The sequence below is a fragment of the Streptomyces sp. NPDC015130 genome, from assembly GCF_043080005.1.
Lineage (GTDB): Bacteria > Actinomycetota > Actinomycetes > Streptomycetales > Streptomycetaceae > Streptomyces.
Map to the genome: position 1 here is coordinate 194,750 of NZ_JBIBVC010000013.1, position 22,689 is coordinate 217,438.

General features: G+C 72.8%; 17 protein-coding genes. 14 read left to right on the forward strand and 3 right to left on the reverse strand.

The window, feature by feature from the left end; all coding sequences use genetic code 11:
- The 13 genes from ACF08F_RS26130 to ACF08F_RS26190 all read left to right on the forward strand — a co-directional run bounded on the left by ACF08F_RS26130 (nt 1) and on the right by ACF08F_RS26190 (nt 18,875).
- Nucleotides 1–1,026: a methionine synthase gene (locus ACF08F_RS26130; protein WP_392300962.1), complete on the forward strand. Its 1,026-nt coding sequence runs from the start codon at nt 1–3 to the stop codon at nt 1,024–1,026.
- 32 nt (nt 1,027–1,058) lie between these two features.
- Complete coding sequence (gene ligA / locus ACF08F_RS26135; RefSeq protein WP_392300963.1) at nt 1,059–3,239, forward strand: NAD-dependent DNA ligase LigA; 2,181 nt, start codon at nt 1,059–1,061, stop codon at nt 3,237–3,239.
- A gap of 310 nt (nt 3,240–3,549) precedes the next feature.
- The gene (locus tag ACF08F_RS26140; RefSeq protein WP_392300964.1) at nt 3,550–5,664 is read left to right on the forward strand and encodes a putative bifunctional diguanylate cyclase/phosphodiesterase; all 2,115 of its coding nucleotides are present in this window, start codon (nt 3,550–3,552) and stop codon (nt 5,662–5,664) included.
- Between the two features lie 149 nt (nt 5,665–5,813).
- Nucleotides 5,814–6,110 carry an Asp-tRNA(Asn)/Glu-tRNA(Gln) amidotransferase subunit GatC gene (gatC, locus tag ACF08F_RS26145; RefSeq protein ID WP_015036350.1) on the forward strand — a complete coding sequence of 99 codons (297 nt, stop codon included), beginning with the start codon at nt 5,814–5,816 and terminating at the stop codon, nt 6,108–6,110.
- 6 nt (nt 6,111–6,116) lie between these two features.
- Complete coding sequence (gene gatA, locus ACF08F_RS26150) at nt 6,117–7,616, forward strand: Asp-tRNA(Asn)/Glu-tRNA(Gln) amidotransferase subunit GatA (RefSeq protein WP_150265818.1); 1,500 nt, start codon at nt 6,117–6,119, stop codon at nt 7,614–7,616.
- Between the two features lie 5 nt (nt 7,617–7,621).
- On the forward strand, nt 7,622–7,855 hold the full coding sequence (locus ACF08F_RS26155; RefSeq protein WP_030693796.1) for a hypothetical protein: 234 nt from the start codon (nt 7,622–7,624) through the stop codon (nt 7,853–7,855).
- A gap of 16 nt (nt 7,856–7,871) precedes the next feature.
- On the forward strand, nt 7,872–9,383 hold the full coding sequence (gene gatB / locus ACF08F_RS26160; RefSeq protein WP_392300965.1) for an Asp-tRNA(Asn)/Glu-tRNA(Gln) amidotransferase subunit GatB: 1,512 nt from the start codon (nt 7,872–7,874) through the stop codon (nt 9,381–9,383).
- A gap of 293 nt (nt 9,384–9,676) precedes the next feature.
- Entirely contained in the window at nt 9,677–11,779 is a 2,103-nt protein-coding gene (locus tag ACF08F_RS26165) for a phosphocholine-specific phospholipase C (RefSeq protein ID WP_392300966.1), read from the forward strand.
- Between the two features lie 179 nt (nt 11,780–11,958).
- Nucleotides 11,959–14,229, forward strand: coding sequence for an MMPL family transporter (locus ACF08F_RS26170; RefSeq protein ID WP_392300967.1), 2,271 nt, complete (start codon nt 11,959–11,961; stop codon nt 14,227–14,229).
- Complete coding sequence (locus ACF08F_RS26175) at nt 14,207–14,773, forward strand: GNAT family N-acetyltransferase (RefSeq protein WP_392300968.1); 567 nt, start codon at nt 14,207–14,209, stop codon at nt 14,771–14,773. The genes ACF08F_RS26170 and ACF08F_RS26175 overlap by 23 nt, the downstream gene beginning before the upstream one ends.
- A gap of 35 nt (nt 14,774–14,808) precedes the next feature.
- Complete coding sequence (locus tag ACF08F_RS26180; protein WP_392300969.1) at nt 14,809–15,444, forward strand: hypothetical protein; 636 nt, start codon at nt 14,809–14,811, stop codon at nt 15,442–15,444.
- A 169-nt stretch (nt 15,445–15,613) separates the two neighbouring features.
- A complete protein-coding gene (locus tag ACF08F_RS26185) occupies nt 15,614–15,811 on the forward strand; it encodes a hypothetical protein (protein WP_392300970.1) in 198 nt (65 codons plus the stop codon).
- 7 nt (nt 15,812–15,818) lie between these two features.
- Nucleotides 15,819–18,875 carry an AAA family ATPase gene (locus ACF08F_RS26190; RefSeq protein ID WP_392300971.1) on the forward strand — a complete coding sequence of 1,019 codons (3,057 nt, stop codon included), beginning with the start codon at nt 15,819–15,821 and terminating at the stop codon, nt 18,873–18,875.
- Here ACF08F_RS26190 and ACF08F_RS26195 read toward each other — a convergent pair.
- The 3 genes from ACF08F_RS26195 to ACF08F_RS26205 form a co-directional block, all read right to left on the reverse strand.
- Nucleotides 18,759–19,040 (reverse strand): DUF6191 domain-containing protein, encoded by a 282-nt coding sequence (locus ACF08F_RS26195; RefSeq protein ID WP_392300972.1) that lies wholly within the window; start codon nt 19,038–19,040, stop codon nt 18,759–18,761. The genes ACF08F_RS26190 and ACF08F_RS26195 overlap by 117 nt on opposite strands.
- Before the next feature lie 15 nt (nt 19,041–19,055).
- On the reverse strand, nt 19,056–20,210 hold the full coding sequence (locus ACF08F_RS26200) for a PQQ-dependent sugar dehydrogenase (protein WP_392300973.1): 1,155 nt from the start codon (nt 20,208–20,210) through the stop codon (nt 19,056–19,058).
- Between the two features lie 104 nt (nt 20,211–20,314).
- On the reverse strand, nt 20,315–21,337 hold the full coding sequence (locus ACF08F_RS26205) for an aldo/keto reductase (RefSeq protein ID WP_392300974.1): 1,023 nt from the start codon (nt 21,335–21,337) through the stop codon (nt 20,315–20,317).
- Between the two features lie 75 nt (nt 21,338–21,412).
- Here ACF08F_RS26205 and ACF08F_RS26210 point away from each other — a divergent pair, with 75 nt between their 5' ends.
- Nucleotides 21,413–22,378, forward strand: coding sequence for a 2-hydroxyacid dehydrogenase (locus ACF08F_RS26210; protein WP_392300975.1), 966 nt, complete (start codon nt 21,413–21,415; stop codon nt 22,376–22,378).
- Nucleotides 22,379–22,689: the final 311 nt, after the last annotated feature.

Genomic DNA, 22,689 nt, shown 5'->3' on the forward strand with positions numbered 1-22,689 from the left:
GTGAGCGACGAGACAGACGGCGCGGACAAGGGCGGCACGCGGTTCTTCGGCCCCGCCACCGGCGTCGGGTCCATGCCCGGCGGCGACGCCCGCGAGGCCGCGAAGACGGTCACCGGCTCCTTCGAGGACTTCCCCTTCCTTGCGGAGCTGCCCGCCCGAGGGCCCGGCGCCGACATGATCGGCCGGACCATCGGGATGCTCGTCGACCTGTACGCGCACGTCGAGCCGAGCGGCTGGCGGATCAGCGACCGGCCGGGCCGCGACACCAAGCGGGCCAGGTCCTGGCTCGGCGAGGACCTGGACGCCCTGGAGGAGTTCACCCAGGGGTACGAGGGCCCGCTCAAGGTCCAGGCCGTCGGCCCGTGGACGCTCGCCACGGCCCTGGAGCTGCGCGGCGGCGAGGCGGCCCTCGGCGACGCGGGCGCCTGCCGCGACCTGGCCGGCTCCCTCGCGGAGGGGCTCCGCGCCCACCTCGCGGAGCTGGCCAAGCGCGTCCCCGGCGCCCGGATCGTCCTCCAGCTCGACGAGCCCTCGCTCACGGCCGTCCTGCGCGGACACATCCGTACCGCCAGCGGCTACCGCACGCACCGGGCCGTCGACCGGCAGGTCGTGGAGAGCGCCCTGCGGGACGTGATCGCCGCCCACGACGGGCCGGTCGTCGTCCACTCCTGCGCCCCCGACGTCCCCTTCGCGCTGCTGCGCCGGGCCGGTGTCGCCGGGGTCTCGTTCGACTTCGGTCTCCTCACCGAACGTGACGAGGAGCCGATCGGCGAGGCCGTGGAGGCCGGCACGAAGCTCTTCACCGGTGTGGTGCCGTCCACCGACGGCCCGTTGTCGGACCCGGGCGGTAGCGTCATGGGTGTCAGGACGCTGTGGCGCAGGCTGGGGCTGAATCCGGGGACTCTCGCGGAGTCCGTGGTCGTCACCCCCACGTGCGGGCTCGCGGGCGCTTCGCCCGCCTACGCCCGCGCGGCCCTCGCGCACTGCGCCCGGGCGGCGAGATCGCTCGCGGACAACCCAGAGTGACCGGGTTCAGAGGCACGGGAGGACGGACGAAGGTGGCAGTCGAACAGGGGGCCCTGCCCGCCGAGGCACGGGAGAAGCACGCCGATCTGGCGGAGCAGGTCGAGGAGCACCGCTTCCGGTACTACGTGAAGGACCAGCCGGTCATCAGCGACGGCGAGTTCGACAAGCTCCTGCGCTCGCTGGAGGCGCTGGAGGAGGAGTACCCGGAGCTGCGGACGCCCGACTCGCCGACCCAGAAGGTCGCCGGGCAGTACGAGACGGAGTTCACCTCCGTCGAGCACCGGGAGCGCATGCTCTCCCTGGACAACGCCTTCGACGACGAGGAGCTCGCCACCTGGGCCGAGCGGGTCGCGCGGGACGTCGGCACCCCCGACTTCCACTACCTGTGCGAGCTCAAGGTCGACGGCCTCGCCGTGAACCTCACGTACGAGCACGGGCGGCTGACCCGGGCCGCGACCCGCGGCGACGGCCGCGCCGGCGAGGACATCACGCCCAACGTCCGGACGATCACCGACGTCCCGGACCGGCTGCGCGGCGACCGCGTCCCGGACCTCGTCGAGATCCGCGGCGAGGTCTACTTCCCGATGGAGGGCTTCGAAGGGCTCAACGCCCGCCTGGTGGAGGCGGGGGACAAGCCCTTCGCCAACCCGCGGAACGCGGCCGCCGGTTCGCTGCGCCAGAAGGACCCCAAGGTCACCGCCTCCCGCCCGCTCCACATGGTGGTCCACGGCATCGGCGCCCGCGAGGGCTTCGACATCTCCCGGCTGTCGGAGACGTACGAGCTGCTGCACGAGTGGGGCCTGCCGACCGCGAAGCACAACCGCGTGGTCGACTCGCTCGCCGGCGTGCGGGACTTCATCGCGTACTTCGGCGAGAACCGCCACTCCGTCGAGCACGAGATCGACGGGGTCGTCGTCAAGCTCGACGAGATCCCGCTCCAGGGCCGGCTCGGCTCCACGGCGCGCGCCCCCCGCTGGGCGATCGCCTGGAAGTACGCGCCGGAGGAGGTCAACACCAGGCTGGTCGACATCAAGGTCGGCGTCGGCCGCACCGGGCGCGTCACGCCGTACGCGCAGGTGGAGCCGGTGACCGTGGCCGGCTCCGAGGTCGAGTTCGCCACCCTCCACAACCAGGAGGTGGTGAAGGCCAAGGGCGTGCTGATCGGCGACACGGTCGTGCTGCGCAAGGCCGGTGACGTGATCCCCGAGATCCTCGGGCCCGTCGCCGACCTGCGGGACGGCACCGAGCGGGAGTTCGTGATGCCCGCCGAGTGCCCGGAGTGCGGGACGCCGCTGAAGGCGATGAAGGAGGGCGACATCGACCTCCGCTGCCCGAACGCCCGGACCTGCCCGGCCCAGCTGCGCGAGCGGGTCTTCTTCCTGGCCGGGCGACAGTGCCTGGACATCGAGAGCTTCGGCAAGGTGGCCGCGGCGGCGCTCACCCGCCCGCTGGAGCCGGCCGAGGCGCCCCTGGTGGACGAGGGCGACCTCTTCGACCTGACCGTCGAGCAGCTGCTGCCGATCAAGGCGTACGTCCTCGACCAGGACAGCGGACTGCCCAAGCGGGACCCGAAGACCGGCGAGGAGAAGATCGTCACGGTCTTCGCCAACCAGAAGGGCGAGCCGAAGAAGAACGCCCTGTCGATGCTGGAGAACATCGCGGCGGCCAAGGCGCGCCCGCTCGCCCGCTTCATCAACGGCCTGTCGATCCGGCACGTGGGGCCCGTCGCGGCCGAGGCGCTGGCCCGTGAGTTCCGCTCCCTGGAGCGGATCGAGCAGGCGAGCGAGGAGGAGCTGGCGGCCGTCGACGGCGTCGGCGGGATCATCGCGGCCGCGGTGAAGCAGTGGTTCGCCGAGGAATGGCACCGCGAGATCGTGCGGAAGTGGCGCGCCGCCGGAGTGTCGCTGGAGGACGAGGGCGCCGGGGAGGACGTGGGACCGCGTCCGCTGGAAGGTCTCACGGTCGTCGTGACCGGGACCCTGGAGAAGTTCACCAGGGATGGCGCAAAAGAGTCCCTCCAGAGCCTCGGAGCGAAGGTCACCGGTTCCGTTTCAAAGAAGACCGCCTTTGTGGTCGTCGGCGAAAACCCTGGTTCGAAGTACGACAAGGCGATGCAGCTGAAGGTTCCGGTTCTGGACGAGGAAGGCTTCTCGGTCCTGCTCGAACAAGGTCCCGAAGCCGCTCGCGAGGCCGCGGTACCGGTCGCCGAGTAGCCGCCGACGGCCCGGGAAAAGCTCACCCGTTCGGCGCATACCAGATCGTTACGGGTGGCCGGGTCGCATTCGGGCAAGAGAGGGAGAGCGCTGCCCGTCGGAGCCCTCGGCGGCCTACTGTGGTGACCGTGCGTCCTGTCCCGCACGTCCGCGCGAGGGCTGCCGGTCGTACGCGCCAGGACGAACGGCCCAGTGGCATGAGGAACGGCCGCCCGGTGGCGGCCGCATGGCGGACGGCCCGACGACGGACGGCCGCGCGATCGCGGCCCATCGCACACCGACGGCACCGCCGCCTGTGAGAGGGACGGGAATGGAACCGACCGAGAGCGTCGCCCCGGCCCCACGGCCGTACGGCCGTGTGGTCCCCACGGGCCTCACCTCCCGGCTGCCCGCAGCCGTGGTGGGCATCGCCGCCGTCGTGCTCGTCGCCGGCCTCCAGCGGGCCCTGAGCACCGGACACGGACTCTTCCCCGGCGGTGCCGCGGGCTGGTCCCTCGCCGTCCTCACCGGACTCATCGTCGGTCACCTGGTCGCGCTCGGCCGCGACCGCTGGTGGGGCGGCACGGGCTCCGGCGCCGCCCTCACCCTCGCCGTGCTCCTGCTGTACGGCTGGGTGCCCGCCGGACTCGTCTCGCTGACGGTCGTCGCCCTCGTCGGCGCCGCCCGTCGGCACCGCTGGCGACAGGGCCTGCTGCACGGCGCCGCCGACGTCCTCGGGGTCGGCGCCGCCGCCCTCGTCCTCGCCGTCTTCGGAGACGTACCGACCGTCGAGGAGCCGTGGCAGCCCCTCGACTGGACGATCGGGGACCTCCCGGAAGTCGTCCTCGCCGCGGCCGCCTACCTCGTGGTGACCCGCATCCTGCTGTGGTACACGCTCGCGCCCCAGGGCCGCGGACTGCCCACCATCGCCCGCACCGCCCTCCTCCGGCAGGGCCTCGTCGCCGTCGCCCTGCTCGGCATCGCCCCGCTCATCTGCGTCGTCGCCGCCACCCGCCCCGTCCTCCTGCCGCTCTTCGCCGTACCCCTCATCGCGCTCGACTCCACCCTCTGGATCGCCCGGGCCCGCGCCGAGGAACAGCTCCGCGACCCCCTGACCGGACTCCCCAACCGCCAGTGGCTCCTGGAGCGGGCCTGGACGGCCCTGGAGGACGCCGAGGGCGAAGGCGCCCGCGCCGCCCTCGTCCTGATCGACCTCGACCGCTTCCGGTCGGTCAACGACACCCTCGGACACCTCGCGGGCGACCGGCTGCTCCTCCAGATCGCCGAACGGCTCCGCCTCGCCCTGCCCCACGGCGCCGAGGCCGCCCGGCTCGGCGGCGACGAGTTCGCCGTCCTGCTGCCCACCGCCGACTCCACCACCAGCGCCCAGCGCGTCGCCCGCCACCTCGTCGCCGAACTCTCCTCCCCGCTCGACCTCGACGGACTCACCCTCGTCCTGGAGGCCAGCGCGGGCGTCGCCGTCTTCCCCGACCACGCCCTCGACGCCGAGGGCCTGCTGCGCCGCGCCGACGTCGCCATGTACCAGGCCAAGCGGGACCGCACGGGCGTCGAGGTCTACGAGTCCAAGCGCGACTCCAACACCCCCGACCGGCTCGGCCTCCTCGGCGACCTGCGCCGCGCCCTCGACGCGGGCGAGGTCGAACTCCACTACCAGCCCAAGGTCCGCTTCGACGGCCAGGTCGCCGGCCTGGAGGCGCTCGTCCGCTGGGTCCACCCGGAGCGCGGGAAGGTTCCGCCGGACGAGTTCATCGCCATCGCCGAGTCCTCCGGCCTGATGCCGCACCTCACCGAGTACGTCCTGGAGACCGCCCTCGCCCAGGTCGCCCGCTGGCGCACCCAGGGCCTCAACGTCCCGGTCGCCGTCAACGTCTCGCCGCGCGACGTCCACACCCCCGGCTTCGCCGGCGCCGTCGCCGCCCGCCTCGCCCGCCACGGCGTCCCGGCCGGCGCCCTCCAACTGGAGATAACCGAGCACGTCCTCCTGGAGGACCCCCAGCGGGCCGCCGACACGCTCAACGGCCTCACCGGCCACGGCGTCAAGATGTCCCTCGACGACTTCGGCACCGGTTACTCCTCCCTCGTCCATCTGCGCCGGCTGCCCGTCAGCGAACTGAAGATCGACCGCTCCTTCGTCGCCCGGCTCGCCGTCGACACCGAGGACGCCGAGATCGTCCGCTGCACCCTCGACCTCGCCCACTCCCTCGGCCTCCTCGTCGTCGCCGAGGGCGTCGAGGACGACGAGACCTGGGAGCGCCTGCGTGACCTGGGCTGCGACGCCGTCCAGGGCTGGCTCGTCGCCGCCGCGATGCCGCCCGCCGAGGCGACCGCCTGGCTCCTGGCCCGCGGCGAGCACGGCTGGCGCCGCCCCGCCGACATCGCCGCCGAGGCCGTCCTCGACCAGCCCTCGGGCCAGGTCGTCCCGTAGGGGGTGTCTCGCCGATCAGGCCGGGCTCGCGGGTCTGATCGGCAACACACCCCTCGGACATGTCCCGCCCGGGGCCGACCGTTTCACGGGGAGCGGTACCGGCCCCATAGGATGGACCAAACCATCAAGCTCACCCCGTGAGGAACCGCATGCCTGGCATCACGCGCGAGGAGGTCGCCCACCTCGCACGGCTGGCGCGTCTGGAGCTGAAGGGCGAAGAACTCGATCACTTCGCCGGCCAGCTCGACGACATCATCGGCGCGGTCGCCCGCGTCTCCGAGGTCGCCGACCAAGACGTACCGCCGACCTCTCACCCGCTGCCGCTGACCAATGTCATGCGCGCGGACGAGGTCCGTCCGTCGCTCACCCCCGAGCAGGCGCTCTCCGGCGCCCCGGCCCAGGAGCAGCAGCGTTTCAAGGTGCCGCAGATCCTGGGGGAGGACTAAGAAGTCATGACGGACAACATCATCATCAAGCTCACGGCCGCCGAGATCGCCGGGAAGATCGCCGCCGGCGAGCTCACCGCGGTCGAGGTGACCGAGGCCCACCTCGCCCGTATCGAGGCCGTCGACGAGAAGGTCCACGCCTTCCTGCACGTCGACCGCGAGGGCGCTCTCGCGCAGGCGCGCGCCGTCGACGAGAAGCGCGCCCGCGGCGAGAAGCTCGGCCCGCTGGCCGGCGTCCCGCTCGCGCTCAAGGACATCTTCACCACCGTCGGCATGCCGACGACCGTGGGCTCGAAGATCCTGGAGGGCTGGATCCCGCCGTACGACGCGACCCTGGTCAAGAACCTCAAGGCCGCCGACGTCGTCATCCTCGGCAAGACGAACATGGACGAGTTCGCGATGGGCTCCTCCACGGAGAACAGCGCCTACGGTCCGACCGGCAACCCCTGGGACCTGACCCGTATCCCCGGCGGCTCCGGCGGCGGCTCCTCGGCCGCCCTCGCCGCGTACGAGGCCCCGCTCGCCATCGGCACGGACACCGGCGGCTCCATCCGCCAGCCCGCCGCCGTCACCGGCACCGTCGGCGTCAAGCCGACCTACGGCGGCGTCTCCCGCTTCGGCATGGTGGCCTTCTCCTCCTCCCTCGACCAGGGCGGCCCCTGCGCCCGTACGGTCCTGGACGCGGCCCTGCTGCACGAGGCGATCGCCGGGCACGACCCGCTCGACTCGACCTCCATCGACGCCCCGGTCCCGCCGGTCGTCGAGGCCGCCCGGAACGGCTCGGTCGCCGGCATGCGCGTCGGCGTCGTCAAGCAGTTCCGCGGCGAGGGCTACCAGGCCGGCGTCGTGCAGCGCTTCGACGAGTCCGTCGAGCTGCTCAAGTCGCTGGGCGCCGAGATCGTCGAGCTGGACTGCCCGACCTTCGACCTCGCCCTCTCGGCGTACTACCTGATCGCGCCGTCCGAGTGCTCCTCGAACCTGGCCCGCTTCGACGCCATGCGCTACGGCCTGCGGGTCGGCGACGACGGCACGCGGTCCGCAGAGGACGTCACCGCCCTCACCCGTGAGGCCGGCTTCGGCGACGAGGTCAAGCGCCGCATCATCCTCGGTACGTACGCGCTGAGCTCCGGCTACTACGACGCGTACTACGGCTCGGCCCAGAAGGTCCGGACCCTCATCACCCGCGAGTTCGAGAAGGCCTTCGAGGAGGTGGACGTGATCGTCTCCCCGACGACCCCCACCACCGCCTTCCCGATCGGCGAGCGCGCCGACGACCCGATGGCGATGTACCTCGCGGACCTGTGCACCATTCCGACCAACCTGGCCGGCAACGCCGCGATGTCGCTGCCCTGCGGCCTCGCGCCGGAGGACGGTCTGCCGGTCGGCCTGCAGATCATCGCTCCCGCCATGAAGGACGACCGGCTGTACAAGGTCGGCGCCGCCGTCGAGGCCGCCTTCGTGGAAAAGTGGGGGCACCCGCTGCTTGAGGAGGCTCCGTCGCTGTGAGTGCCATGGCAAAGAAGGCCAAGAACTTCAAGAAGTCGAAGACCGGCGTCTACGTCTCGCTGGCGACCACCGCGTTCGGTGCCGTCAGCGTCGCGAAGCAGGCCAAGCTGGCCCGCAACGACAACGACACCCTGCGGCTGATCGACGCCGCGGTGTCCGCCGCCGCCATCGTTACCGGCCTGGCGATCCTCTACCGGGAGCTCAAGCGCCTGGGCGACGACGACGTCCTGCTGGGCTGAGAGGGAAAGTCTCACCGTGACTGTCACTGAACTGCTGTCGTACGACGCGGCCCTCGCGGCGTTCGACCCCGTCATGGGCCTCGAGGTCCATGTCGAGCTCGGCACCAGGACGAAGATGTTCTGCGGCTGCTCGACCGAGCTGGGCGCGGAGCCCAACTCGCAGACCTGCCCGACCTGCCTCGGCCTGCCCGGCTCGCTGCCGGTGGTCAACGCGATCGGCGTCGAGTCCGCCGTCAAGATCGGCCTCGCGCTGAACTGCGAGATCGCCGAGTGGTGCCGCTTCGCCCGGAAGAACTACTTCTATCCGGACATGCCGAAGAACTTCCAGACCTCCCAGTACGACGAGCCGATCGCCTTCAACGGCTACCTGGACGTCCAGCTGGAGGACGGCGAGATCTTCCGCGTGGAGATCGAGCGCGCCCACATGGAGGAGGACACCGGCAAGTCCACCCACATCGGTGGCGCGACCGGCCGCATCCACGGCGCCTCGCACTCGCTGCTCGACTACAACCGGGCCGGCATCCCGCTCATCGAGATCGTCACCAAGCCGATCGAGGGCGCGGGCGAGCGGGCCCCCGAGGTCGCCAAGGCGTACGTCGCCGAGCTGCGCGAGCTGATCCGCGCCCTGGGCGTCTCCGAGGCGCGCATGGACAAGGGCCAGATGCGCTGCGACGTGAACCTGTCGCTGCGTCCGAACGGCACCAAGACCTTCGGTACGCGTTCGGAGACGAAGAACGTCAACTCGCTCCGTTCGGTGGAGCGGGCGGCGCGCTTCGAGATCCAGCGCCACGCGGCCGTGCTCACCGCCGGTGGCACGATCGTGCAGGAGACCCGTCACTTCCACGAGGACGACGGCTCCACCACCTCCGGCCGCATCAAGGACAACGCCGAGGACTACCGGTACTTCCCGGAGCCCGACCTCGTCCCCGTGGCCCCGGCCCGTGAGTGGGTCGAGGAGCTCCGCAAGGGCCTCCCCGAGCTGCCGCGCGTGCGCCGCAACCGTCTCCGCGAGGAGTGGGGCGTCTCGGAGCTGGAGATGCAGTCCATCCTCAACGCGGGCGCGGTCGACTCGATCGTCGCCACGACCGAGGCGGGCGCGGACGCGGCCTCGGCCCGCAAGTGGTGGATGGGCGAGCTCGCCCGCAACGCCAACGAGCAGGGCGTCTCCCTGGAGGAGCTGGCGATCACCCCGGCCGACGTGGCCCGGGTCTCGGCCCTGGTCGCCGCCGGCGACCTGAACGACAAGCTGGCCCGTCAGGTCATCGAGGGTGTGCTCGCGGGCGAGGGCACCCCGGACGAGGTCGTCGAGAAGCGCGGTCTGAAGGTCGTCTCCGACGACGGCGCGCTCGGCACGGCCGTCGACGAGGCCATCGCGGGCAACGCGGCCATCGCCGACAAGATCCGCGGCGGCAAGGTCGCCGCGGTCGGCGCCCTGGTCGGCGCGGTCATGAAGGCGACCCGAGGCCAGGCGGACGCGGCGAAGGTCAAGGACCTGATCCTGGAGAAGCTGGGCGTCAGCGAGGGCTGATCCCCGCCCCTTCCGTACGGCGGCGGTGCCCCGGGTTCCGAGAGGACCCGGGGCACCGCCGTCGTCGTTCCCGGGCGCTCCAGGGGGCGCCGGTTCAGCGCCCCGGGGCGGGAGCCGTCCGCGCGCGCTCTCGCCGGGCGGCCGGAAAGCACTTGGACTCCCGTTCCGTTCTCTTGGACGTTCATCGCCGCGTCCTCGCCGGGTCTTCTCTGTGTCACCCCGGCTCACTACCGTCCCCGTCGTACCACCAATGGCTCGAAGGCGAACCATTGGCCGTCGACTGGAGGTCGGTCTTGTCATCGGAGAAGTCTCCCGAGCTGTCCCGCAGAAGGCTCCTCGCGCTGGGCGGTGGCGCCCTCGGTGTCGCCGCGGCCGGTTCACTGCTGCCGCCGTCCCTGCAGGCCGCGATGGCCGCGGAGCCGCCGGCCGGAGGGCTGGGAGCGGTGCGGCACGTGGTGGTCCTGATGCAGGAGAACCGTTCCTTCGATCACTACTTCGGCACCCTCCGCGGCGTCCGCGGGTTCGGCGACCGCAACGCCATCGAGCTGCCGTCCGGCAAGCCGGTCTTCGAGCAGCCCGCCGCGCTCGGCAGGACCGTACTGCCGTTCCCGATCCGCGGCGCCGCCGAGACGCAGCAGAAGGACCTCCAGTACATCGGCGACCTCGACCACTCCTGGAGCGGCGGCGGCAAGGCCTGGCGCGGCGGCTGGATGGACGGCTGGGTCTCGGCCAAGACCGCCGCCACCATGGCGTACTACGACCGGCAGGACATCCCCCTGCACTACGAGCTGGCCGACACCTTCACCATCTGCGATGCCTACCACTCCTCCGTCCACACCTCGACGAGCCCGAACCGCAACCACCTCTGGTCCGGCTGGACCGGCTTCGAGGCCGACGGCACCCGCGCCGTCACCAACGCCGCCTACGCCGAGGGCACCCACCCCGGCTACGGCTGGCCCACCTACGCCGAGCGGCTCGAAGCCGCCGGGCGGAGCTGGAAGACGTACACGGAGTGGGAGAACTTCACCGACAACAACATCGAGTTCTTCACCACCTTCAAGAAGATCGCCCGGAAGGCGCTCGCGCACACCGGCGGCCACACCTTCATGGAGTCCTTCTACGCCGCCGTCCGCGACACCGGGGACCTCGCCGAGCGGACCCGCCTCCTCGGCCTCCTGGAGCAGGGCGTCGCCGGGCTCACCGAGGCCGAGCGCTCCCTCTTCGAGCGCGGACTGCGCCGGGTCGAGAGCGGCACGCTCGCCGACGCCTTCCGTGCCGACGTCGCCGCCGGCACGCTCCCCGAGGTCTCGTACCTCGTGCCCTCCGCGATCGACTCCGAGCACCCCGGCTCCTCCTCGCCGATCGCCTCCGCGAGCCTCGTCTACAAGGTGCTCGACGCCCTCGGCTCGCACCCGGACGTCTGGCGCCACACCGTCCTCCTGATCAACTACGACGAGAACGACGGCTTCTTCGACCACGTGCCGCCGCCGGTCCCGCCCGCCGAGAACACGGACGAGCGCTGGAAGGGCCTGCCCACCGGGCTCGGCATCCGGGTCCCGCTGCTCGTCGTCTCCCCCTGGTCCGTCGGCGGCTACGTCTGCTCCGAGACCTTCGACCACACCTCCGTGATCCGCTTCCTGGAGAAGCTGACCGGCATCGCCGAGCCCAACATCACGCCCTGGCGGCGGGCCGTCACCGGCGACCTCACCTCCGCCTTCGACTTCAAGCGCGGCCGCCGGCAGCCGCCCGTCGAGCAGCCCGGCCCGGTCCCGCCGTTCACCGGCCGCTGGCGGCCGCAGCCCCCGGCCGTCCAGCGGATGCCCGTCCAGGAGCCCGGCGCCCGCCCGGCCCGCCCCCTGCCGTACCAGCCGGACGCCTCCGCCACCGTCGCCCCCGGGGCCGTGACGGTGGCCCTGCGGAACACCGGTAGGGCGAGTGCGCACTTCGCCCTCTACCCGTACGCGGGCGAGTTCCCGGCCCCGCAGCACCGGGACGTCAGGGGGGCGGGGGAGTGGACCGTCCCCGTCACGGGTGATCGTTACCGCTTCACGATCACCGGCCCGAACGGCTTCCGCCGCGAGTTCGAGGGCCCCGCCGCCGGCGGTGCCGAGCTCGCCACGCGCCTCGACCACCACGACCGTGACCTGCACCTCACCGTGCGGAACACGGGCGCGGCCCCGCTGTCCTTCACCGTCCGGCCGCTCGGCTACGTCGACGAGCGCGACCTCGACGACTGGACCCGCACGGTCACGGTGAAGCCCGGGAAGACCCGTACGGTCGTGCACTCCGCCGCCGACGCGCACGGCTGGTACGACATCGAGGTCAGCGCGCCCGGTGGCTTCCGCCGCCGGCTCATGGGCCACATCGAGAACGGACGTCCCAGCGTCTCCGGATGACTCCCCTCCGTGCGCGAGGGTCCGGGACCTCGGTCCCGGACCCTCGCACACGGCTGTGAGCATCGACACGAAAGGGGCAAACGATCACGTTTGGCTGCAAGAGTGGGCGCAGCTAGGTCATGCGTTCTTCTCGGGCCGCTCCCGTGCAAGATCCACGAACCACCCAGGGAGCCCGTCCTTTGGCAGCCATCGCCCGATGGTGCATCCGGCACCGTCTCGTCGTCGTCCTCCTCTGGCTTCTCGCCCTCGGCGGGGTCGGCACCGGCGCGGTTCTCGCCGGCAGCGCCTACTCCAACGACTACGAGGTCCCCGGCACCGAATCCGGCCGGGCCACCGCCCTCCTGGAGCGGGGCTTCCAGGGCCTCGGCGGCGACAGCGACACCATCGTCTGGCACACCGAGCAGGGCAGCGTCCGCGCCGAAGCCGTCGAGCGGCGTACGACCGCGATGCTCGACAAGGTCGCCGAGCTCCCCGGGATCGCCGCCGTCACCTCCCCGTACGGGGACACGGCCGGCCAGATCAGCGAGGACGGGCACACCGCCTACGCCACCGTCACCTTCGACGCGCAGGCCGACGACATCCCCGAGGCCCAGGCCCAGGCCCTCGTCGACACCGCGAAGTCCGCCGCCTCCGAGAACCTCCAGGTCGAGCTCGGCGGCACCGCCGTCGCCCTCACCGAGGCGCCCGGCGGCCACATCGCCGAGGTCGTCGGCGTCGCTGTCGCGGCCGTCGTCCTCTTCCTCGCCTTCGGCTCGCTCGCCGCCTCCGTGCTCCCCATCGCGACCGCGCTGGTCAGCGTCGGCATCGCGTACTCCGGCATCGTCCTGCTCGGCCACCTGATGACCGTCGCCGACTTCGCGCCCATGCTGGGCATGCTCGTCGGCCTCGGCGTCGGCATCGACTACGCGCTCTTCATCGTCACCCGGCACCGGAAGGGCCTGAAACGAGGGCTCCCCGTACCCGAGGCCGCCGGGATCGCCGTCGCCACCACAGGCCGCGCCGTCGTCTTCGCCGGAGCCACCGTCTGCATCGCGCTGCTCGGCATGCTGATCCTGCGGCTCAGCTTCCTCAACGGCGTCGCCATCGCCGCCTCCCTCACCGTCGTCCTCACGGTCGCCGCCTCCGTCACCCTGCTGCCCGCGCTGCTCTCCCTCATCGGCATGCGCGCCCTGTCCCGGCGCGAGCGGCGGATCCTCGCCGAGCGCGGTCCGCAGCTCGAGCTCCCCACCGGCTTCGCCGCCCGCTGGTCCGCCTTCGTCGAGCGCCACCCCAAGCTCCTCGGGGCCGTGGCCGCCGTCGTCATGGCCGTCCTCGCGCTGCCCACGCTCTCGCTCCACCTCGGCACCTCCGACCAGGGCAACGGCCCCGCCACCGCGACCACCCGGCAGGCCTACGACCTGATCGCCCGTGGGGGTACCTCCCAGGCCGAAGGCTCTGGGGGAGGCTTCGGGCCCGGAGTCAACGGCCCCCTCACGCTCGTCGCCGCGCTCGACGGCGCCGACGACCGGGTCGCCCTCGACCAGCTCCCGGCCGCGCTCTCCGGCACCCACGGCGTCGCGTCCGTCTCCCCGGTCACGTACAACAGCTCCGGCGACACCGCCTTCCTCACCGTCGTCCCCGACTCCTCGCCCCAGTCCAAGGCGACCAGCGAGCTCGTCGACCTGCTCCGCCAGGACGTCCTCCCGAAGGCCGAGGCCGGCACCTCCCTGGACGTGCACGTCGGCGGCGTCACCGCCTCCTACGACGACTTCGCCGAGATCATCGTCGGCAAGCTGCCGCTCTTCGTCGGCGTCGTCATCGCGCTCGGCTGCCTGCTGCTCCTGCTCGCCTTCCGCTCGATCGGCATCCCGCTCAAGGCCGCCGCGATGAACGTGGCCGCCGTAGCCGCCGCCTTCGGCATCGTCGTGGCGATCTTCCAGTGGGGCTGGGGGAGCGAGCTCCTCGGCCTCGGCAGCGCGGGACCGATCGAACCCTTCCTGCCGGTGATCATGGTCTCCGTCCTCTTCGGGCTCTCCATGGACTACCAGGTCTTCCTGGTCAGCCGAATGTACGAGGAGTGGCTGGAGACCGGTGACAACCGGCGGGCGGTCCGGGTCGGCCTCGCCGAGACCAGCCGGGTGATCAACTCCGCGGCCGTCATCATGATCGCGGTCTTCCTGGCCTTCGTCCTCTCCGGCGACCGGGTCATCGCGATGTTCGGCATCGCGCTCGCCTCGGCCGTCGCCCTCGACGCCTTCGTCCTGCGCACCCTCCTCGTCCCCGCCCTCATGCACATGCTCGGCGGCGCGAACTGGTGGCTGCCGAAGCGGCTCGACCGGATCCTGCCCAGGATCAGCATCGAGCCGGCCGAGAGCCGTGCCGCCGCGGACGCCCGTGCGAAGATCCCAGGGCAACGTGTGACGGCTTCGACGGTCGAGGAGAACGACGATGTTCGCGATATCGCTGGGTGACGACGGCGCCGAGCTCCGGACCCTGGAGCCCTGGCAGGCCGAGGAGTTCCTCGCGCACATGGACCGGGGCCGGGAGTTCGTCGGAGAGCACATCGCCCTCCCGGACTTCGTCGCCGACCTCGACTCCGCCCGCTCCTTCCTCCGCTCGTACGCCGAGAAGGCCGCGGCCGACGCCGGACGCATCTACGGCATCTGGACCGACGGCAGGCTCGTCGGCGGCGTCCTCTTCCGCACCATGGACGTGGCGTACGGGACCGCCGAGGCGGGCTGCTGGCTGGAGCCCTCCGCCGCGGGCAAGGGCCTGATCACCCGGGCCTGCCGGGTCATCATCGACTGGGCGATCGAGGAGCGCGGCATCCACCGCGTGGAGTGGCACGCCTCCTCGAAGAACGGGCCGAGCATCGCCGTCGCCCGCCGCCTCGGCATGACGAAGGAGGGCGTGCTGCGCGAGAACTACCCGCACCGCGGCACCCGCGCCGACACCGAGGTCTGGGCCGTCCTCGCCCCCGAGTGGCGCGCGGCGAAAGAGCGTCAGGTCTCTTAAGGCCGTTCTCATGTGCGGCGCCTAGCGTGCGCCGCATGGACATCACGAAGACCGACGAGAAGACCACGGACACGGCTCCGGAGCCGACGACCGAGGCCGCTGTGGAGCAGGACGCGCCGACCGGGCCGGACGCGCGGACCGATGCGGCGGGGACGGCCGCCGGCGAGTCCTCGTCCGCGTCCTCGTCCTCGTCCTCGGACACCGAGGCGTCGGCCGGGGACTCCCCGGCCGACGGCGAGTCGGCCGACGACGAGCCGGCCGACGACGAGCTCGTGGGCGAGGCGCCCGCCGGCACCGGCGTGGGGGCCGGCGGCGCGGCCGTCGTCTCCGCCGCCCTCGGCGCCGTCGCGCTCACCGGCACCTGGACGGGCAAGGTCGTCTCCGAGCGCGAGACGCTCATCGGGCAGATCATCAGCCAGTCCGGCACCCCGGCCCAGCAGATCTCCGAGATCTACGGCGACGCCTGGCACAGCACCGCCCTCGTCAACGGCCTCTTCTCGCTGCTCGCGCTCGTCACCGCCGTCCTCGTCCTGGTCCTCGCCCGCCCCGAGCGCCCCGTCTGGGTCCGGGCGGTGGCCCTCGGCGGCGCGGTCCTGGGCGGCCTCGGGCTGCTCCTGTCGGTCGGCACCTACTTCGACCTCTTCCTGAGCCTGCCCACCACCGGGTCCTGAGGTCCTGAGGGGGGTACTCAGGGCGTCTAAGGACCCCCTGAGGTCCGCCTAAGGCCCCCCGTACCCCGAACATGCGGCACTCGCCCGATGTGACGGGACCCCCTGGGAAACGAGAGTGGAGGCATCGCAAGGAGCGATACCGAAACCCGGAACCGCCAGGGAGCACCCGATGTTCGAGTACGAACTCCACCACATGAACCACGCCCAGCTCGTCCGCGAGGCCGCCGCCCAGCGCCTGACCCACGAGGCCGCCGAGGCCGCAGGGGCCACCCGGGGTCTGCACCTCTTCGGTCGCCGGCACGGCCACCACGGCACGGAGGGGCAGGTGACAGGCGGCGACCGCGGCCGCTTCGCCCGGGCCGCGTGACCCCCGTATGAGCGACCGTACGGATGGTTGTGCGATGCTCGGCGCCGTGGAGACCAGGTCAGTCAGCCCCGTCTTCGTCGGCCGGGCCGGCGAACTCACCGCCCTCACCGAGGCGCTCTCCCGCGCGACCGCGGGAGAGCCCCAGGCCCTGCTCGTCGGCGGTGAGGCGGGCGTCGGCAAGACCCGCCTCATCGAGGAGTTCCTCGACGCGGCCTGCGACCGGGGCGCCGTCGTCGCCCTCGGGGGCTGTGTGGAGCTCGGCGCCGACGGTCTGCCCTTCGCGCCCTTCGCCACCGCCCTGCGCTCGCTCCGCCGCAAGCTGCCCGACGAACTGACCGCCGCCGCCGACGGCCAGGAGGGCGAACTCGCCCGACTGCTGCCCGAGCTGGGCGACCCCGGCAGCCACGAACCCTCCGACGAGGACGCCACCGCCCGCCTCTTCGAACTCACCGTGCGGCTCCTGGAGCGGCTCGCCGCCGACCGCACGGTCGTGCTCGTCCTCGAGGACCTGCACTGGGCCGACACCTCCACCCGGCACCTGCTCACCTACCTCCTCCGCACCCTCCGCCGCGGCCGGATCGTGGTCGTCGCCAGCTACCGCGCCGACGACATCCACCGCCGCCACCCGCTGCGCCCCCTCCTCGCCGAACTCGACCGGCTCCGCACCATCCGCCGCATCGAGCTCTCCCGCTTCACCCGCACCGAGGTGCACCGCCAGCTCACCGGCATCCTCGCCGCCGAACCCGACCCCGGGCTCGTCGAGGAGGTCTTCGAGCGCTCCGACGGCAACGCCTTCTTCGTCGAGGAGCTCGTCGTCTCCCACGAGGCCGGCTGCGCCCTCGGCACGCTCAGCGACTCCCTGCGCGACCTCCTGCTGGTCCGGGTCGAGACGCTCACGGAGGACGCCCAGCGGGTCGCCAGGATCGTCGCCGAGGGCGGCTCCACCGTCGAGTACGGCCTGCTCGCCGCCGTCGCGCGGCTCGGCGAGGACGAGCTCATCGAGGCGCTGCGGGCCTGCGTCGGCGCCAACATCCTGCTCACCGTCCCCGACGGCGACGGCTACCGCTTCCGCCACTCCCTCGTCCGCGAGGCCGTCAGCGACGACCTGCTCCCGGGTGAGCGCTCCCGCCTCAACCGGCGCTACGCCGAGGCCCTGGAGGCCGACCCCTCGCTCGTCCGGCCCGACGAGCGGGCCACCCGCCTCGCCACGTACTGGTACCACGCGCACGACCCGGCCCAGGCCCTGCCGGCCGTCCTCCGCGCCTCCGTCGCCACCCGCAAGCGCCACGCGTACGCCGAGCAGCTCCGGCTCCTGGAGCGGGCCATGGAGCTCTGGGACGAGGCCCCCGCCGAGGTCCGCCGCGGACTCCGGCCCATGGACTACGCCGAGGCCTACCCACCCTGCGGCTGCGACCCCGAGACCACCCCGCTCAGCTACCTCGACCTCCTAGCCGAGGCCGCCGTCGCCGCCCGGCTCAGCGGCGAACACGAACGCGCCCTGAAGATCGGCCGGATGGCCCTCCGCCTCCTCGACGGCGAGGACGTGCACGACCCGCTGCGCGCCGCCTGGTTCTGGAGCGAGAAGGCCCGCCTCCAGTCCAACCTCGGCCGCGGCGACGGCTCCGAGGAGATCGCCCGCGCCCAGGAACTCGTCAAGGGCCTCCCGCCGTCGGCCGTCCACGCCACCGTCCTCGTCGGCGCCGCCGGCTGGGGCATGCTCCGCAACCCCGGCCCCGAGGCCCTCGCCGCCGCCGAACGGGCCGTCGAGTACGCCCGGCACGTCAAGGCCGAGTCGATCGAACTCAACGCCCGCCTCACCCTCGGCACGATCATGACCGCCGCCGGGGACGTCGAGTCCGGTCTCGCCGAGATGCACGAGGTACGCGAACGGACCATGGCCCTCGGCCAGTTCAGCGAGGCCTCGCGCGCCCACATCAACATCTCCTCCGCCCTCGAAGCCCTCGGCCGCTCCCGCGAGGCCGTCGAGGTCGCCGACGCCGGCATCCGCCTCACCCGCTCCTACGGACTCGTCGGCAGCATCGGCTGGATCGAGGCCAACCGCGCCGAGTCCCTGATCTCACTCGGCCGCTGGGACGAGGCCCGGGAGGCCGCCGAGCGGCTCCAGCACTCGGCGAACAGCATCAAGCCCCGCGGCTCGGCCTCCCTCCGGCTCGCCCAGCTCGCCGTCGTGCGGGGCGACCTCGACGCGGCCGGCCGCCACCTCGCCGACGCCCGCGCCGTCTACGGCAGCCGCGACCCGATCCCGCAGTACACCCTGCCCATGGCCCAGGTCGCGATCGCGGTGGCCGCCGCCGAAGGCCGCGTCCAGGAGGTCCGGGCCCAGCTCGCGACCGCCGCCGAGGGCGGCTTCCCGCCCGGCACCCACCGCTACGGCTGGCCGCTCGTCCTCACCGCCGCCGCCGCGGAGGCCGACAGCCGGGGACTGCCCGCCGCCGACGAGGGCCGCCCCGAGTCCCTCGCCCTGATCCGCCGATGCGTCCGCGAGCTCGCCGCCCCGGCCCCCGTCTGGGCCGCGCACTCCCTCCAGGTCTCCCAGGAGCTGGCCCGGGCCGAGGGCCGCGAGTCCGTCACCCGCTGGGCCGAGGTCGTCGCCGCCTACGAGCCGCTGGACCGCCCCGCCCAGCTGGCCCGCGCCCGCCACCGCCTCGCCGACGCCCTGCTCGTCGAGGGAGGCCACCGCGAGGAGGCCACGGCCCTGCTCCGCGAGGCCCACGCGACCGCCGTCGGCCTCGGTGACCGCCCGCTCCGCGAGGACCTGGAACTCCTCGCCGCCCGGGCCCGCCTCTCCCTGGCACCCGAGAAGCAGCTCCCGGCGCCCGCGGAGCCCGGCGACGACGGCTTCGGCCTGACCCCGCGCGAGCAGGACGTCCTGCGCCTGGTCGCGGCCGGCCGCACCAACCGGCAGATCGCCGAGGAGCTCTTCATCTCACCGAAGACGGCGAGCGTCCACGTCTCCAACATCCTCGCCAAGCTCGGCGTCGCCGGCCGCGGCGAGGCCGCCGCCCTCGCCCACCGGCTCCACCTCCTCGACACGGCCCTCTGACCCCGGCCGGGGGATCCGTATCGTCACGCGGCCCGAGGTGAGGTCTATCGGGCCGCGCCCCGGGTCCCCGTCCCCCGGGTCCTCCCGGGTGAGGGCCTGCCGCCGCAGCTCGTCCTCGGCGTGCCGGCGTCCCGGCGCGAAGAGCTCCGCGATCGGATCGAACACGGGTCACCGCCTCCCTCACCTCACCTCCAGCCGGAGGATCCTGTCGTCCCCGGGCGCGGGCGTGCCCCGGGTGTCCGTCTCGCTGCTCACCAGCCAGAGCCGGCCGTCGCCCCCGGCGAGGACCGTGCGCAGGCGTCCGTACTCACCTGACAGGAACGCCTCGGGGTCCCCCGAGCGTTCCTCGCCGGAGAGCGGCACGCGCCACAGTCGCTCGCCCCTGAGCCCGGCCATCCAGATCGCCCCCCGCGCGTAGGCGATGCCGCTCGGGGAGGCCTCCGAGGTCGGCCACTGGGCCACCGGGTCCACGAACCCCTCGCGGCCCGCCTGTCCCTCGGCCTCGGGCCAGCCGTAGTTCTTCCCCGGCTCGATCAGGTTCAGCTCGTCCCAGGTGTTCTGCCCGAACTCGGCCGCCCACAGCCGCCCGGCGTCGTCCCAGGCGATGCCCTGCACATTGCGGTGCCCGTAGCTGTAGACGACGGAGTCGGGGAAGGGGTTGCCCGGCGCCGGTCTGCCCTCCGGCGTCATCCGCAGGATCTTCCCACCGAGCGAGGCCCGGTCCTGGGAGAGACCGGTCACGCCCGTCTCGCCCGTGCCCGCGTACAGCATCCCGTCCGGTCCGAACGCGATCCGCCCGCCGTTGTGCACGGTCCCCTTCGGAATGCCGGTCAGCACCGGCTGCGGCGCCCCGAGCCGGTCGCCGTCCGCGCCCCCGTACCGCATGCGCACGATGCGGTTGTCCGAGGCGGCCGTCAGATAGGCGTACACCCAGCCGTCATGGACGGCGAGCCCCATGAGTCCGCCCTCGCCGCCCGGCACGACCCCGGGCACCTCTCCGAGCGGGGTCTTGGCGCCGCTTCTCCCGTCGATCCGGGTGATCGTCCGCTCGTCCCGCGAGGAGACCAGCAGGTCGCCGCCCGGCAGCTCGGCGAGGCCCCAGGGCGACCGCAGGCCCTCGGTGAGCGTGCCCGCCACCGACACCCGGCCGCCCGGCGACGCGGAACCGGAGGCCGAGGCGGAGGCGGATGCCGACCCCGGGGCGGACACCGACGCGGGCGGAGCCGTACCGGGACGCTCCCCGGACCCGCCGGTGGAACCCCCCGAGGAGCAGCCCGCGACGAGCACCAGCGCGGCGGCGCCCCACAGGGCCTTCAGCACAACAGGACGGCTCATGGTCAACGGTCCCCTTCGACGAGTCGAGCGGCATCCCTTCACTCTTCATACACCGCCCGACCCGATCGGGTTCCCGCCCACGGACACCGAATTCCGTGTGGCGCTCAGTCCCACGACCCCCGGGGCGCCGGCAGGGCCGCGATCTCCGCGAGATCCCCCGCCGTCAGCCGCAGCCCGGCCGCCCGCGCGTTCTCCACGACCCACCGCTCCCGCTTCGCCCCCGGCACCGGCACGACGTGCGGCCCACGCCCGAGCACCCACGCCAGCGCGACCTGCGCCGGGGTGACCTCTTCCCCGTGCCGCGCGGCGACCCGCCGCAGCCCCGCCACGAGCGGCTGGTTCGCCGCCATCATCTCGGCCGTGAACCGGGGGTGCCGGGCCCGCGGATCGTCCGGCTCGAAGCCGCCGCCCGGGGTCAGCGTGCCCGTGAGGAAACCGTTCCCCAGCGGCATCGCCGCCAGGAAGCCCACCCCGCGCGCCGCGCACCACGGCAGCAGCCGGACCAGCGCCTCCGGCGACCACACCGACAGCTCGGCCTCGATCGCCGCCACCGGGAAGACCTGCTGGATCCGCTCCAGTTGGCGGATCGTTCCCTCGTAGCCGTCCCGGGCGGTCCCGGTCGCGCCCCGGCGTGCCGACCGGGCGCCGACCGCGCACAGCCCGAGCGCCCGCACCTTGCCCGCCGACACCAGCTCGGCCATCGCGCCCCAGGTCTCCTCGACCGGCACCTCGGGGTCCGCGCGGTGCAGCTGGTAGAGGTCGATCACATCGGTCTGGAGCCGCCGCAGCGAGGCGTCACAGGCCCGACGCACGTATCCCGGCCTGCCGTTGGCGACCACATGCCGCCGCTCGCCGCCGTCGCCGACGAGCAGTCCGCACTTCGTCGAGACGAAGGCCTCCCCACGCCTCTCCTTCAACACCCGCCCCAACAGCAGCTCGTTGGTGAACGGACCGTACATGTCGGCGGTGTCGAGCAGGCTCATGCCGGCGTCAAGTGCCGCGTGCACGGCCCGCAATGAGCGGTCACCCCGTTGCTGCGAACTTCCGTAGGCCCAGTTCATCGGCATGCACCCCAGGCCGATCGCCCCCACGTCGAGCGCCGTCGCCCCGATAGTCCTGCGCTCCACCTGCCGGTACCCCTCCCTGTGCCGTCCCCCAAAGTAACCAATGGAGCGCGGGATTCTTCGCATAGCCTCCCGGTCATGAGATTCGAAGACAGTGCCTCCGACGTGTGGCTTCCGGTTCCCGCGGACGAGATCGAGGGACTTCCCGACCCGGGCGGGTCCCGGCTGAACTACCGCTTCTGGGACGGCGGACCGGACTTCCCCGCCGATCCCGCCCGCTGCGCCTTCTACGTCGTCCCGTACATGAAGGGGTCGGAGATCGCCGTACGGCCGCTGGGGGCGATGACCTCCGTCCGGGTCGTGCAGACCCTCTCCGCGGGCATCGACCACGTCACGCCCGGCATTCCCGCCCTGCGGCCCGGGGTCGCCGTCTGCAATGCCAAGGGCGTGCACGAGGCCAGCACCGCGGAGCTCACGCTCGCGCTGATCCTGGCCTCGCTGCGCGGCCTCCCCGGCTTCGTGCGCGGCCAGGACGCCGAGGAGTGGCGGGCCGGCTTCTACCCCGCGCTCGCCGACAAGTCGGTGCTCATCGTGGGGTACGGATCGATCGGCGCCGCCATCGAGGACCGGCTCGCGCCGTTCGAGTGCGCGCGGGTGGCGCGCGTCGCGCGCTCCGCGCGTGCATCGGAGCGCGGCCCGGTCCACGCCCTCGCGGATCTGCCCGTGCTCCTGCCCGAGGCCGACGTGGTCGTGCTGTCGACTCCGCTCACGCCCGACACCCACCACCTCGCCGACGCCGGGTTCCTGGCCAGGATGAAGGACGGGGCGCTGCTCGTGAACGTCGCCCGTGGGCCCGTCGTGGACACGGCAGCGCTGCTCAAGGAGGTCGAGAGCGGGCGGATCACGGCGGCGCTCGACGTCACCGACCCGGAACCGCTGCCGGCCGGGCATCCGCTGTGGCACGCTCCCGGTGTCCTGATCAGTCCGCATGTGGGTGGTTCCACTTCCGCGTTCATGCCGCGCGCGAAGCGGCTGATCGCCGGACAGCTGCGGCGGTTCGCGGCGGGGGAGGAGCCGGTGAACGTGCTCCTCACCACCGGCTGAGCCCCGGGGGTCGCGGCAGGCCGGGGGCGGGTGGCGCGCCCCCGACGCGCGCCGCTCACAAGCCCCCAGGTAGTCACGGAGAGTACTGCAACCCTGTCCCTGAGTGACGGTCCTGGTGTATCGTCCCGAAGCGGGGGACTGCGTCGATGACGGGCTGACGCTGGGGAGCGAAGTGACGGGTCATCAGATTTCGAGGGGGGCGACGGGTGAAGCGCGGCCGGAGCACCGACGATCCGACGGGGCGACGCCGTCGGCAAGCCTCCCGCGCCTCGCTGCCGGCCTCGCGCGTTCGGTGCCGGACCAGGCCAAGC

Coding starts and splice junctions, on each gene's coding strand:
- ACF08F_RS26140 (WP_392300964.1), top strand. CDS start 3,550: ATGGAACCGACCGAGAGCGTCGCCCCGGCCCCACGGCCGTACGGCCGT.
- gatC (WP_015036350.1), top strand. CDS start 5,814: ATGCCTGGCATCACGCGCGAGGAGGTCGCCCACCTCGCACGGCTGGCG.
- gatA (WP_150265818.1), top strand. CDS start 6,117: ATGACGGACAACATCATCATCAAGCTCACGGCCGCCGAGATCGCCGGG.
- ACF08F_RS26155 (WP_030693796.1), top strand. CDS start 7,622: ATGGCAAAGAAGGCCAAGAACTTCAAGAAGTCGAAGACCGGCGTCTAC.
- ACF08F_RS26175 (WP_392300968.1), top strand. CDS start 14,207: ATGTTCGCGATATCGCTGGGTGACGACGGCGCCGAGCTCCGGACCCTG.
- ACF08F_RS26180 (WP_392300969.1), top strand. CDS start 14,809: ATGGACATCACGAAGACCGACGAGAAGACCACGGACACGGCTCCGGAG.
- ACF08F_RS26185 (WP_392300970.1), top strand. CDS start 15,614: ATGTTCGAGTACGAACTCCACCACATGAACCACGCCCAGCTCGTCCGC.
- ACF08F_RS26190 (WP_392300971.1), top strand. CDS start 15,819: ATGAGCGACCGTACGGATGGTTGTGCGATGCTCGGCGCCGTGGAGACC.
- ACF08F_RS26200 (WP_392300973.1), bottom strand. CDS start 20,210: ATGAGCCGTCCTGTTGTGCTGAAGGCCCTGTGGGGCGCCGCCGCGCTG.
- ACF08F_RS26210 (WP_392300975.1), top strand. CDS start 21,413: ATGAGATTCGAAGACAGTGCCTCCGACGTGTGGCTTCCGGTTCCCGCG.